This window comes from Uliginosibacterium sp. sgz301328, from assembly GCF_041807905.1.
Classification (GTDB): Bacteria; Pseudomonadota; Gammaproteobacteria; order Burkholderiales; family Rhodocyclaceae; genus JBGVSA01.
Map to the genome: position 1 here is coordinate 115871 of NZ_JBGVSA010000002.1, position 11904 is coordinate 127774.

The following is an 11904-nucleotide window of genomic DNA, read 5'->3' on the forward strand; positions in this document are numbered from 1 at the left end:
TATTACAGGTACGGAGCCAGTACGCTCATCATCGGCCGATCCACGCCATTGAGCGGTTCGAGCGTGAACATGTATTCCCCCCACCACGGGCCGCCGGCCCACCAGCTCCAACCCATCCAGACGTCGCCGTTGTCGCGCAGAAACCCGAGCAGATCGGTGATTGCGGCGCGGCAGGTGGGATTGTCCCCGCCCGCGAATTCGGCCAGAAAACCCCGCTTGCCATGAGCGCGCAGCCAGGCTGTGACCTCCGCCACGCGCTGCGAGCCGGTCGTTGCGCTGGAACAGGTCGAACGTGTGCCGGACGCGTCGCCGTCCAGATACTGATGCAGCTCGAACGCCATGTTGTTGGCCGGATCGGTGATGGCCAGCATGGTCGTGCCGTTGGGTGTGCCGTAGCTGCCGGTCTTGAGCCAACTGTGGGCGTTGCTCCAGTCGGTGCCCGGGACCAGGACGAGGTTGTTCGCCCCCGTGGCGCGGATCGTGGACAGCGCATCATTGGCTACCGCGGCCCAGGTTTCACCCGCGATGCCATGGGGCTCATTCATCAGGCCGAAGATCACGCGCGGATTGTCGCGGTAGTGCTCGGCCAACCGTCGCCAGAAATCCGGCAGCGCCGTGGTCGGCACGCCCGCGCTGCCGATGAGCTGGCCGCCATAGCGCGCGTAATTGTGCGGATCGAGGATCACGCGCATGCCGGCCGCCGTCGCGGGCGCGACAATCGCGTCGATGCATGCCAGTTCGTTGTCCGACAGCGCGCCGCCGATGGTGGGCTGGAGTCGTTCCCATCGGAACGGGATGCGCACCACCTTCATGCCTTCGGCGAGGTAATAGTCGACTTCTCTCTGGTTCGGGTAGATGTACCGGTAGCCGTAGGCATCGCCCACGCTGCCGAACTCTCCGCCGGCCAGATTCACGCCGTGCAGAAAGGTGGGCTGTTCGGCTGGCTCAGCTTGGCCGGGCGACTCGACCAACGCCGGTTCCGATGATGACGCACTGGTCGCGACCGACGGCGCGCTGGAAGACAACGCCGGCTCATTGGCGACGGCATCGGGCGTGCAGCCGCCCTGCGACGACGCCACCGAGGATGACGCCGAACTGGAACTCATGTCGGCCGCGCCGCCTCCGGCGCCTCCACCACCGCACGCGGCCAGCGCGAGCGACAGCGTCGTCATCGATGCGATGCGCGCAATTGCATGGGGAGGTGTCGGGAACTGCATGGCGTGCCTGCCGGAAGATCAGATCAATGCGCAAATATCGGGCGATTCCGCAGAGACTGAAAGTGCTACACGAAAATCTCACGTTTCATGCTGGCGGCATGAAAAAAGTGACGCCGATCAGCGACGGCCTGCACGCAGAAGGACGATGAGGGCGCCAGCGCCACCATCGGGGACGCGGGCCTGCGCATAGGCCAATACGTCGTCATAGTTCATCAGCCAGCCGGCCACCAGCCCCTTGAGCACGGGCTCCTTGCCGGGCGAGCCCAGACCCTTGCCGTGCACGATGCGCACGCAGCGCACGTCGCGCTTGCGGCAAAGCCCCATGAAGGCCGCCAGCATGTCGCGGGCCTGATCGCGGTTGGCGCCGTGCAGGTCGATTTCCTCCTGCACCACCCAGCGGCCGCGACGCAGGTCGCGCAGCATGGAGCGGGGCAGGTTGTCGCGCAGGTAGGCCAGTTCGTCACCCCCTTCCAGGCGCAGTTCGAGCGGCGTCGGCGCGTAGATCGACTCTGCCAGTGCGGCCTGTTCGTCCAGCTCGCGTTGCACGGGTAGCGGGCGCGGCTTGGGCGGCTCCAGCGTGACGCGATCGGTGGTGATCGGGGTGACGCCCTGCAGCGCTTGCGAGAACAGGCGTTGATCCGGATTGCCCGGTGCCGCGGGCGTGTCTTCGAACCACGAACTCGGCAGGTTCAACTCATTGCGCCGCGGCGCGGGAGCCTCCGGTTCCGGCTCGGCCTTGGGGCGGGGGCGCGGAATGGGCGGCGGCGCAGGCCTGGCGATCTCGATGCGCTGATTGTCGCGCAGCCGATTCGCGCCTGCGGTGGCTTGGCGGAAGGCGGCCACGTCATCGTCGGGCAGCGGGCGCGACGCGGCCGGCGCTGCCTTCAGGCGGCGCTTGATCTCTGCGAGGGGGACGCGTTTGTTGTTCGACACGATGGCGAGAGTGTACGCAAAAAGGGCCGCAGTGCGTCACTGCGGCCCCATGTGTGATGCAACGCCAGCGGCGGATCGCCGCCGCGCTGGCTTACTTCAGCGTGGTCAGGTAGCGCTCCGCGTCGAGCGCGGCCATGCAGCCCGTTCCGGCGCTGGTCACGGCCTGGCGATAGACGTGGTCCTGCACGTCGCCTGCGGCGAACACGCCTTCGATACTGGTCTGCGTGGCGTTGCCGTCGCGGCCGCCCTGCGTGACGAGATAGCCGGTCTCATCCATTTCGAGCTGGCCCTTGAAGATGTCGGTGTTCGGTGCGTGGCCGATGGCGATGAATACGCCGCGCAGCGTCACGTCCTTGGTCGCTCCCGACTTGACGTTCTTGACGCGCGCGCCGGTCACGCCCGAGGCGTCGCCCAGCACTTCGTCGAGGGTGGAATCCAGTTCCAGGGCGATGCGGCCTTCCTTCACGCGTTCCATCAGCTTGTCGACCATGATCGCTTCGGCGCGGAATTTGTCGCGACGATGGATCAGGGTGACCTTGCTGGCGATGTTGGCCAGGTACAGCGCTTCTTCCACGGCGGTGTTGCCGCCACCGACCACAGCGACTTCCTGGTTCTTGTAGAAGAAGCCGTCGCAGGTTGCGCACGCCGATACACCACGGCCGGCGAATTGCTCCTCAGACGGCAGGCCAAGGTATTTGGCGGTCGCGCCCGTGGCGATGATCAATGCGTCGCACGTGTAGGTGCCAGCGTCGCCGATCAGGGCGAACGGGCGTTGGTTGAGTTTCGCCGTATGGATGTGATCGAAGATCATCTCGGTGTTGAAGCGGCGGGCGTGCTTTTCGAAGCGCGCCATCAGGTCGGGGCCCATCACGCCGTCGGCATCCGCCGGCCAGTTGTCGACCTCGGTCGTCGTCATGAGCTGGCCGCCCTGCGCCAGGCCCGTGATCAGGACCGGCTTGAGGTTGGCGCGAGCGGCGTACACGGCGGCCGAATAACCCGCCGGGCCGGAGCCCAGGATGATGAGGGAATGGTGCTGGCTGGCATTGCTCATGATCTTTTTTCCTGCCTTCTGCAAAGGGACTCGAGAATTATATCCGACGACAACTTGGTGAATTTATAGCTTGAGACTATCGAACGCATAGGGCACTAATCAGTGGAATTGCCCAGAAGTGCAATTCGATGACGAATGCTGTTAAAAATTCCGTCATCACGATTCCAATTTCCCTATACTCCACGAAAAACAACAAAAACGAGTCAATTGCGATTCATCCGCTGGGCCCCAGCAACGGAGGAATAGATGCAGCCCAACACCGTTTCGGTGACCGCCCTGAAGACACTCTCGTTCTTCCAGGGTATTGCGAATGAACGGCTCGAAGCCATCGCCCGTGTCGCCATGCTGCGACGCGTGACGCGTGGCACGGCCGTGGTCCTGGCAGGCGACGACACGGACTACGTGTATTTCGTGCTCAACGGAAGCCTGAAGGTGGTGGTCAGCGACGAAGACGGGCGTGAGGTGATCCTGACCATGCTCGGCCAGGGAGACATCTTCGGCGAAATGAGCGTGGTCGACGAAGAACCCCGTTCGGCCACCGTCAGCGCGGTATCGCCCGGGGACTTGGTGATGATTGCGCAGGCCGACTTCCGCCGCATTCTCGAAGAGAACTTCGACATCAGCCTGCGCATCATGGGCAATCTTGCCCGCCGCCTGCGCGAAGCCGATCGCAAGATCGAAAGCCTGGCGCTGATGGATGTGTACGGCCGCGTGGCGCGCCTGTTGCTCGACATGGCAGAGAACACGCCGGAAGAGACCATCGTGCGCAAGAAAATCTCGAAGCAGGACATCGCCAAGATGATTGGCGCCTCGCGCGAGATGGTGTCGCGCGTGATGAAGGACCTGCAGAACCGCGGGCTCATCGAAGAGACCGAGCGCGGCGTCATCCTGCACGAGCACATCAGCGAAGTCTGACTGTCTGCCGATAGTCATGAAGATGCCGCCGCTTCGGCCGGCAGGCAGGGGCAATGGTAAGCGCGCGCTATAATCGCGCGTTCCCATTTTCAGCCGCGCCTATCCCACGCATGTTCTTCCGCGCGAGTCCCCGCCAGCCCGCCCAGCCACTGCCCGACAAGATCGCTTCGCTTGTGCGCGAGGCGCGCTGGCTGCTTCTCGGTGCCATGGGCGCCTATATCGCGATGATCCTGTTCGGCTACAACAAGGCCGACCCGGGATGGTCGCACGCAGTCGCCACCAACGCCGTCACCAATCCGGGCGGACGCTTCGGGGCCTGGCTCGCCGACGTCATGCTGCTGCTGTTCGGCGTGTCGGCGTGGTGGTGGGTGGTCTTCCTCGTATGGGGGCTGGCCATCGGCCATCATCGCTTCCATCACGAGATGAACGGCGACAAGCGCTCTTTCTTCATCGTCGTGGCCGGCTTCCTGGTGCTGATGCTGACCAGTTGCGGGCTGGAAGCGGTGCGCTTCTATTCCCATCAGTTCGCCTTGCCCGGCCAGCCGGGCGGCGTGGTCGGCGCCGAAATCGGCGAACTGTTCGTGCGTTATCTCGGCTTCACCGGCGGCACCTTGCTGATGCTGGCGCTGTGGGCCGGCGGGCTGTCGCTGTTCGGCAATTTCTCGTGGCTGTCGGCGGTTGAAAAGCTCGGCCATGCGCTCGAACGCGCCGGCCTGTGGGTCGTGGGGCAGGCCGGAGCCTGGCAGGATCGCCGCGCCGGCCAGCAGGTGGCCGTCAAGCGCGAAGAAAAGGTCAAGAAAGAACGCAAGAAGCGCGAAGACGCACCGCCCGTCGAAATCCACATCGAGCCCGTGCGCATCGAGCCGGTGATGAAGTCCGAGCGCGTCGAAAAAGAGCGCCAGCAAGTGTTGTTCGCTGACATGGCGACCGGTGCGCTGCCGGCGCTGTCACTGCTCGACGAGCCCAAGAACGACGTCGAGCCGCCGTCCGTTGAGTCGCTGGAGTACACCTCGCGCCTCATCGAACGCAAGCTGGCCGACTTCGGCGTGGAAGTAAAAGTGCTGTCGGCCTATCCGGGCCCGGTCATCACGCGCTACGAGATCGAACCGGCCGTGGGCGTGAAGGGTTCGCAGATCGTCAACCTCGTCAAGGACCTGGCCCGCGCGCTGTCGGTGATGAGCATCCGCGTGGTCGAGACCATCCCCGGCAAGAGCTGCATGGGGCTGGAAATTCCGAACCCGAAACGGCAGACCGTGCGCCTGTCCGAAATCATCGGCTCGCAGGTCTACCACAACATGGCCTCGCCGCTGACCGTGGCGCTGGGCAAGGACATCGCCGGCAATCCGGTGGTGGCCGACCTGGCCAAGATGCCTCACTTGCTGGTGGCCGGTACGACCGGCTCCGGCAAGTCGGTGGGTATCAACGCCATGATCCTGTCGCTGCTCTACAAGGCCGAAGCCGACAAGGTCCGCCTGATCCTGATCGACCCGAAGATGCTCGAACTGTCGGTGTACGAAGGCATTCCGCACCTGCTCGCGCCGGTGGTCACCGACATGAAACACGCCGCGCATGCGCTCAACTGGTGCGTGGGCGAAATGGAGCGCCGCTACAAACTGATGTCGGCGATGGGCGTGCGCAACCTGGCCGGCTACAACAAGGTCATCCAGGAGGCCGAAAAGGCCGGCACGCCCAAGACCAACCCGTTCAGCATCACGCCCGACAGCCCCGAACCCCTGGGCACCATGCCGATGATCGTGGTGGTCATCGACGAACTGGCCGACCTGATGATGGTGGTCGGCAAGAAGGTCGAAGAACTCATCGCCCGTCTGGCGCAAAAGGCGCGCGCGGCAGGTGTCCACCTCGTGCTGGCCACGCAGCGTCCGTCGGTGGATGTCATCACCGGCCTCATCAAGGCCAACATCCCGACGCGCATGGCCTTCCAGGTGTCGAGCAAGATCGATTCGCGCACCATCCTCGACCAGCAGGGCGCCGAATCGCTGCTCGGCATGGGCGACATGCTCTACCTCGCACCGGGCACCGGCCTGCCGACACGTGTGCACGGTGCCTTCGTCGATGACGGTGAAGTGCACAAGGTGGTCGAACATCTCAAGGCCGTGGGCGGCGAGCCGGACTACATCGAAGGCATTCTCTCCGGCGGCGGCGAAGACGGCGAAGGCAATTTCCTCGGCGCTGCCGATGGCGGCGACGCCGGTGACGGCGAGGCCGATCCGCTCTACGACCAGGCTGTCGACATCGTCACCAAAACGCGGCGTCCGTCGATTTCGCTGGTGCAGCGCCACCTGCGCATCGGCTACAACCGCGCTGCCCGCCTGATCGAACAAATGGAGCGTTCCGGAGTCGTATCGGCCATGAGCGCCAACGGCAACCGCGAAGTGATCGCGCCGCCGCCGCGCGAGGAGTAACCGGACGCGGCGCGAACGCTCAACGCGCCGCTTCACATGTCGGGTCCGGCGCATGGGCATGGTCGTTGCAGACCGTGCCTACGGCGTGCAGGTCCGCACATCGACTGGATGACTATGTATCGCAAACTGATCGCACTGATGTGCGCCGCGCTGCCCCTGACGGCAGCGCATGCTTCGGACTCGCTCGACCAGCTGCGGCAGTTCCTCTCCAACACCCGCACGGCGCGTGCAAATTTCGAGCAGAGCGTCGTGCTGCGCAATGGCAAGCCGGGTCAGCAGGCGTCGGGCAACATGCTGCTGCAGCGCCCGGGCAAATTCCGCTGGACTTACGAAAAGCCCTACAGCCAGTTGATCGTCGGCGACGGCACCAAACTGTGGTCGTACGACAAGGACCTGAACCAGGTCGTCGTAAAAGCCATGGGCCAGGCGCTCGGCGCCAGTCCGGCCGCGTTACTGGCGGGCGATAACGCGCTGGACAAGAACTTCGAGTTGTCGGATGCGGGCGAGGCCGACGGACTGGCGTGGCTCGACGCCAAGCCCAAGACCAACGAAGCGGGCTTCCAGCACGTGCGCATGGGCTTCAAGGGCGGCCTGCCGCAAGCCATGGAAGTGCAGGACGCCTTTGGTCAGACGACGCGTCTGCGCTTCACCTCCTTCGAGCGCAACCCATCGCTGCCGGCCGATTCGTTCCGCTTCACGCCGCCGAAGGGCGCCGACGTCGTCGGCGAATAACATCAGACACAGACAACGCTCGATGGACGACCTCTTTTCCGCCCAGGCCCCCGCCGGCCGCGTACCGCTGGCCGAATTGCTGCGTCCGGCCACGCTCGATGACGTCATCGGCCAGTCGCATCTGCTCGGCGAAGGCAAGCCGCTGCGGCTGGCGTTCCAGTCGGGCAAGCCGCATTCGATGATCCTGTGGGGGCCGCCCGGCGTGGGCAAGACCACCATCGCGCGGCTGACGGCCAACGCATTCGGCAGCGCCTTCATCGCTTTGTCGGCCGTATTTGCGGGCGTGAAAGACATCCGCGCCTCGATGGAGCAGGCGGAACAGACGCTGGCTACCAGCGGTCGCCACACGCTGCTGTTCGTCGACGAAATCCACCGCTTCAACAAGTCGCAGCAGGACGCCTTGCTGCCTTACGTCGAATCCGGTCTGGTGACCTTCATCGGCGCGACGACCGAGAACCCGTCGTTCGAAGTGAACGCCGCATTGCTCTCGCGCGCACAGGTCTACGTGCTGAAGAGCCTGACCGACGACGAACTCCGCCAACTGCTCTCGCGCGCACAAGAAAAAGCCCTGACGCATCTCGAATTCGACGATGCCGCGGTCACAACGCTGGTGGGCTACGCCGACGGCGATGCGAGACGCTTCCTCAATCTGCTCGAACAGACCGACACCGCGTCGCGCGCGGCCGGCGTGGCGCGCATCGATGCTCACTTTGTCGAAAACGCGCTGACGCTCAACGCGCGCCGTTTCGACAAGGGGGGCGACAACTTCTACGATCAGATCTCGGCCCTGCACAAATCCGTGCGCGGCTCGAATCCGGACGGTGCGTTGTACTGGCTGTGCCGCATGCTCGACGGCGGTGCGGACCCGCGCTACCTGGCGCGGCGCATCGTGCGCATGGCGTGGGAAGACATCGGCCTGGCCGACCCGCGCGCCATGCAGATCGCCAACGACGCGGCGCTTACCTACGAGCGTCTCGGCTCGCCGGAAGGCGAACTGGCGCTGGGGCAGGCCGTCATCTACCTTGCCGTGGCAGCCAAGAGCAATGCCGGCTATATGGCTTTTAACGAGGCGATGGCTTTCGTACGGCAGGACAAATCGCGCGAAGTGCCCGTGCATCTGCGCAACGCGCCGACCAAGCTCATGAAGGAGCTCGGTTACGGGCACGCTTATCGCTACGCCCACGACGAGCCCCACGCCTACGCGGCGGGCGAAACATACTTGCCGGACGGTATCGAAGATCCGGCCTGGTATCAGCCGGTGCCGCGCGGGCTGGAAAGCAAGATCGCCGAAAAAATGGCTTTCCTGCGCAAGCTCGACGACGAAGCCGGCAAGGGTTGAAGCCACGTCGTCATGTGACGACTTCCCCCGGAGGTTCAGCATGAGCAATTCCCCCTCGCTGCGCAGCTATGCGTATGTTCTGGCCGTGCCCGATCTGGTGCGTACCGCGGAGTACTTCCGCGACGTACTCGGTGTTGTTCCCGAATGGCAGGATGGCGACAACTGGCAGGCGCTCGCGCGCGACGGCGTGCGGGTGATGCTCGGTCACTGTCCGGACGCCTTGCCGCCGCGCGACCTGGGCGATCACAGTTACTTCGCTTACCTGCATGTCGACGACATCGATGCGCTGCACGCCGAACTACTGGGGCGCGGCGCACTCATTCGCCAGTCGCCGACCGACAAACCCTGGGGCATGCGCGAGATGGCGCTTGAGACGCCCGATGGGCATCGATTGATGGTGGGGCAGGAAATCCGCTAATCCGTTTTGGTGGGGCGGGGCGAGAAGCGTCATCCGCCCTCCGTATCTGGAAACCGATGGGACTCAGGAGTTTTCGGTTTCCATTCTGATGAGCACGGTCGGACGCAAATCGAGAGCCCCAATCAGGGCGTACAGACAGCGGATGACGCGCCGCTCGTCTGATGAGAACGCCGCCCCTGCATTGCACCGGGGGCGGCATTTTTCGCTGAACAGCGCCTAGGGCGTAAACCAGTAGCGGGTCAGGTGGAAGAAGATCGGCGCCGAAAATGCCAGCGAGTCCAACCGATCAAGCACGCCCCCGTGCCCGGGAATGCCATTGCCCCAATCCTTGGCCCCGAGCGAGCGTTTGACTGCAGAGAGAATCAGCCCGCCAAAGAAACCCGTAATCACGACGACCAGCGACAGCGCGCAGGCTTGCCAGGCCGTGAACGGGGTGACGCCGTGCAGTGCCGCGCCGACCAGTGTTGCCAGCACGCCTCCGCCGATGAGCCCTTCCCAGGTTTTGTTGGGGCTAAGGATCGGTGCAACTTTGCTTTTGCCAAAGAGCTTGCCGCACACGTATTGCAGGACGTCGGATAGTTGAGCCACGAGCAGGAAGTAGACCAGCAGCGTGCCGTTGGCGGTGTCGTACCCCGCAATCGGCAGGAAAAGCAGGGCGGGGATGTGGCTGACGCCGTAAACGCAGACCATGATCGCCCATTGGATCTTCGCGCAGCGTGAAAGATAGTCCTCCGTATCCTGTGCAAGCGTGCTTGCCGTCGGCAGCAGGAAGAAGCCATACACCGGCAGCAATATGGAAAACAGCCCGTACCAATCCATGGCAACAAGCGCGAATTGCACCGGGATGGCAACGAAAAACGCGCTGAACATCGCAAGCCTGTCTCCGGGGCGGGTCGGCGTCAGAGACAGAAATTCCCTCAATGCCAGGAACGAGGCAATCGCAAACAAGGCGGTGGCCGTCGTTCGCCCTATGGCAATAAAAGGCAGCGTGACTGCCACCAATATCCACCATGCATTGATGCGCTGGTTGAGGTTGACCACCGTGGCGTTGTCACCGCCTGCCTTCCAGGCAATGGCGCGACCGATGAGCGTGGCCATGGAGAGGAAAGCAACGATGCCAAATGCGAGCGACCAGAACGGCGTATTGATCATTTCGGGGATGACGAAAATTGATGTGGCGCCAACTCGCAGACCGCTTGTCGTGCGCGTGTGAGAAATGCCGGCTTCGATTCTTCTGCAATCCGCGACAGCGCTGCGCCGAAATGCACGCGATTGATCAGCGGCAGGACGAGCAGAGACCCCTTGGGAAGGGTGCGGTTGGGATTTTCCAGATAGGTCGGAACGAGTGCGATGCGCGGGAACTCCTCAGCCAATCGGAAAATTCCACTCTTGAACTCATCGGGCAATGCACCGTTGTGACGCGTGCCCTCCGGAAAGAAGATCAGCGAAGCGCCTTCTTGCAGGGCCTGGCGTACCGGGGCCAGGGCGTCCTCCCCAACCTTGCCATGGCGGTTAATAAAAACGACGTTCAGCACGCGTTCTGCGATCCAGCGTCGTATCCGCCCGTTCCCCCAGTAGTCCATGGCCGCCACCGGTCGTACGCGCATACGCCACCGCAACGGCAGCGCGGCAAGCAAGACCACTGTATCGAGATGACTGGAATGATTGGCGAAGAAGATGGCCTGTGCGGTGGTCGTGCTGACGCCGTTGGCGGGGACGGCGCCCACCAGCAACCGTACCAACGAGCACAGCAATTCTCGTGCGACGAGCTCCGAACGGGGACGAGGATTCATGCGTCTACTTTTCCCTTTTGTGGCGATGCGCGTGCCCGGCTGCGCCGTTCCGTACGTCAGCGTGCGACGAGTTGTTCGGCGATCGCGCGCGTGCGCCGCCAGCAGGTCCACGCGGAACCGACAACAATGGCCCAGAGCGCGCCTTGGGCGACGTACAGGCATGCTGCGGCCTGCAGGCCGGCCGCACCCACCAGCATGGCAATCAGTCCGAGGGTGACGGCGGCCATGCGGTGCTGTTTGGCCATCGGGCCGGAAAAGCTCTGAATCTGACCGAGCGCGCCACCAAAGACTCTGATGTAAGCGGTCAGGGCGGCGAGCAACGCGGCAAGCCAGCCGATGGGCGAAAGCTGTACGCCATAACCGAACGCAATCAGGATGATCGAATCGGCAATGCGGTCAGGAAACTCGTTGTAGAGCGCCCCCAGTGCGGTGCTCTTGCCGCCCTCGACGGCGACGAGGCCGTCGATGACGTTGGCAAGGAGCCGCAATTGCACGCCGGCAATCGCGAGCACGATGCCCATCATGCCGCCGATGACAAACAAGCCGATGGGTACGAGTGCGGCAAACACGCAGCTCGACACGGAAATCTGGTTCGGCGTTACCGCCGAGTTGGCCAAGCCACGGGCGATTGCGCGAATGACACCACTGTCGCGGGAAGAGACTTTTCTTCGTTCCATCATCGTTCAAAAGTATGACGTCCATGCGAACGGCATCTGCCTGTCGCCGCGTGCGCGAAGGCTGGCACGAGCGGGATGTTTTCACCGTCAGCACGGCGAGCCGACGAGCAGGCATCGGGAAGGACGCAACGGTCTGCAGATACAGATGTTGGCAAATGCCAGTTGCTATTTGCTGTGAAGTTCGCACTGCGGGAAACGCCGGAAAATTATCCCTAAACTCGGGCTGCTCGGGGCACGCGCGCCATTGCGACAAATCAAGGTACCGCTTACGCTGACTGGCGTCCGAGAGCCCGCTCTGGCCAAGGAAGATCGCGGCCGACTGGCTCGGCGCCCGAGCGCTGCGCGGCGTGTGCAGAGAAGCATGACGACGAAGACCTCCCTGACCCTGCAGCCGAACTGGCTGCCC

Annotated in this window: 12 protein-coding genes; 6 read left to right on the plus strand and 6 right to left on the minus strand. The window is 63.6% G+C overall.

The window, feature by feature from the left end; genetic code table 11:
• Positions 1 to 2 precede the first annotated feature (2 nt).
• From ACDA63_RS01990 to trxB, 3 genes are all read right to left on the minus strand, one after another.
• Entirely contained in the window at positions 3 to 1217 is a 1215-nt protein-coding gene (locus ACDA63_RS01990; protein ID WP_373661486.1) for a glycoside hydrolase family 5 protein, read from the minus strand.
• Positions 1218 to 1334: 117 nt separating this feature from the next.
• Positions 1335 to 2150 (minus strand): Smr/MutS family protein, encoded by an 816-nt coding sequence (locus tag ACDA63_RS01995; RefSeq protein WP_373661487.1) that lies wholly within the window; start codon positions 2148 to 2150, stop codon positions 1335 to 1337.
• Between the two features lie 91 nt (positions 2151 to 2241).
• Complete coding sequence (gene trxB, locus ACDA63_RS02000) at positions 2242 to 3201, minus strand: thioredoxin-disulfide reductase (protein WP_373661488.1); 960 nt, start codon at positions 3199 to 3201, stop codon at positions 2242 to 2244.
• A 246-nt stretch (positions 3202 to 3447) separates the two neighbouring features.
• Here trxB and ACDA63_RS02005 point away from each other — a divergent pair, with 246 nt between their 5' ends.
• The 5 genes from ACDA63_RS02005 (at position 3448) to ACDA63_RS02025 (ending at position 9028) form a co-directional block, all read left to right on the plus strand.
• Positions 3448 to 4116: a Crp/Fnr family transcriptional regulator gene (locus ACDA63_RS02005; RefSeq protein WP_373661489.1), complete on the plus strand. Its 669-nt coding sequence runs from the start codon at positions 3448 to 3450 to the stop codon at positions 4114 to 4116.
• A 110-nt stretch (positions 4117 to 4226) separates the two neighbouring features.
• On the plus strand, positions 4227 to 6539 hold the full coding sequence (locus tag ACDA63_RS02010; RefSeq protein WP_373661490.1) for a DNA translocase FtsK: 2313 nt from the start codon (positions 4227 to 4229) through the stop codon (positions 6537 to 6539).
• A 108-nt stretch (positions 6540 to 6647) separates the two neighbouring features.
• Positions 6648 to 7271 carry an outer membrane lipoprotein chaperone LolA gene (gene lolA, locus ACDA63_RS02015; RefSeq protein ID WP_373661491.1) on the plus strand — a complete coding sequence of 208 codons (624 nt, stop codon included), beginning with the start codon at positions 6648 to 6650 and terminating at the stop codon, positions 7269 to 7271.
• Positions 7272 to 7293: 22 nt separating this feature from the next.
• Positions 7294 to 8610 carry a replication-associated recombination protein A gene (locus ACDA63_RS02020; protein WP_373661492.1) on the plus strand — a complete coding sequence of 439 codons (1317 nt, stop codon included), beginning with the start codon at positions 7294 to 7296 and terminating at the stop codon, positions 8608 to 8610.
• 40 nt (positions 8611 to 8650) lie between these two features.
• Positions 8651 to 9028: a VOC family protein gene (locus ACDA63_RS02025; protein WP_373661493.1), complete on the plus strand. Its 378-nt coding sequence runs from the start codon at positions 8651 to 8653 to the stop codon at positions 9026 to 9028.
• 216 nt (positions 9029 to 9244) lie between these two features.
• Here ACDA63_RS02025 and ACDA63_RS02030 read toward each other — a convergent pair whose 3' ends face one another.
• From ACDA63_RS02030 to ACDA63_RS02040, 3 genes are read right to left on the minus strand one after another with little or no spacing between them, the layout of a single operon-like run.
• Complete coding sequence (locus ACDA63_RS02030; protein WP_373661494.1) at positions 9245 to 10180, minus strand: phosphatidate cytidylyltransferase; 936 nt, start codon at positions 10178 to 10180, stop codon at positions 9245 to 9247.
• Positions 10177 to 10821, minus strand: a complete 645-nt coding sequence (locus ACDA63_RS02035) for a lysophospholipid acyltransferase family protein (RefSeq protein ID WP_373661495.1) — start codon at positions 10819 to 10821, stop codon at positions 10177 to 10179. The genes ACDA63_RS02030 and ACDA63_RS02035 overlap by 4 nt, the downstream gene beginning before the upstream one ends.
• 56 nt (positions 10822 to 10877) lie before the next feature.
• Positions 10878 to 11345: a CDP-alcohol phosphatidyltransferase family protein gene (locus ACDA63_RS02040; protein WP_373661496.1), complete on the minus strand. Its 468-nt coding sequence runs from the start codon at positions 11343 to 11345 to the stop codon at positions 10878 to 10880.
• On the opposite strand from ACDA63_RS02040, the gene ACDA63_RS02045 reads away from it, so the two are divergent.
• The gene (locus tag ACDA63_RS02045; RefSeq protein WP_373661497.1) at positions 11344 to 11676 is read left to right on the plus strand and encodes a hypothetical protein; all 333 of its coding nucleotides are present in this window, start codon (positions 11344 to 11346) and stop codon (positions 11674 to 11676) included. The genes ACDA63_RS02040 and ACDA63_RS02045 overlap by 2 nt on opposite strands.
• The last annotated feature ends 228 nt before the right edge of the window (positions 11677 to 11904 follow it).

Bases quoted from the DNA above. Each gene is read 5' to 3' on its own strand.
- ACDA63_RS01990 (WP_373661486.1), bottom strand. From the start codon at position 1,217: ATGCAGTTCCCGACACCTCCCCATGCAATTGCGCGCATCGCATCGATG.
- trxB (WP_373661488.1), bottom strand. From the start codon at position 3,201: ATGAGCAATGCCAGCCAGCACCATTCCCTCATCATCCTGGGCTCCGGC.
- ACDA63_RS02005 (WP_373661489.1), top strand. From the start codon at position 3,448: ATGCAGCCCAACACCGTTTCGGTGACCGCCCTGAAGACACTCTCGTTC.
- ACDA63_RS02010 (WP_373661490.1), top strand. From the start codon at position 4,227: ATGTTCTTCCGCGCGAGTCCCCGCCAGCCCGCCCAGCCACTGCCCGAC.
- lolA (WP_373661491.1), top strand. From the start codon at position 6,648: ATGACTATGTATCGCAAACTGATCGCACTGATGTGCGCCGCGCTGCCC.
- ACDA63_RS02020 (WP_373661492.1), top strand. From the start codon at position 7,294: ATGGACGACCTCTTTTCCGCCCAGGCCCCCGCCGGCCGCGTACCGCTG.
- ACDA63_RS02025 (WP_373661493.1), top strand. From the start codon at position 8,651: ATGAGCAATTCCCCCTCGCTGCGCAGCTATGCGTATGTTCTGGCCGTG.
- ACDA63_RS02030 (WP_373661494.1), bottom strand. From the start codon at position 10,180: ATGATCAATACGCCGTTCTGGTCGCTCGCATTTGGCATCGTTGCTTTC.
- ACDA63_RS02035 (WP_373661495.1), bottom strand. From the start codon at position 10,821: ATGAATCCTCGTCCCCGTTCGGAGCTCGTCGCACGAGAATTGCTGTGC.
- ACDA63_RS02045 (WP_373661497.1), top strand. From the start codon at position 11,344: ATGCCGCCGATGACAAACAAGCCGATGGGTACGAGTGCGGCAAACACG.
- ACDA63_RS02040 (WP_373661496.1), bottom strand. From the start codon at position 11,345: ATGATGGGCATCGTGCTCGCGATTGCCGGCGTGCAATTGCGGCTCCTT.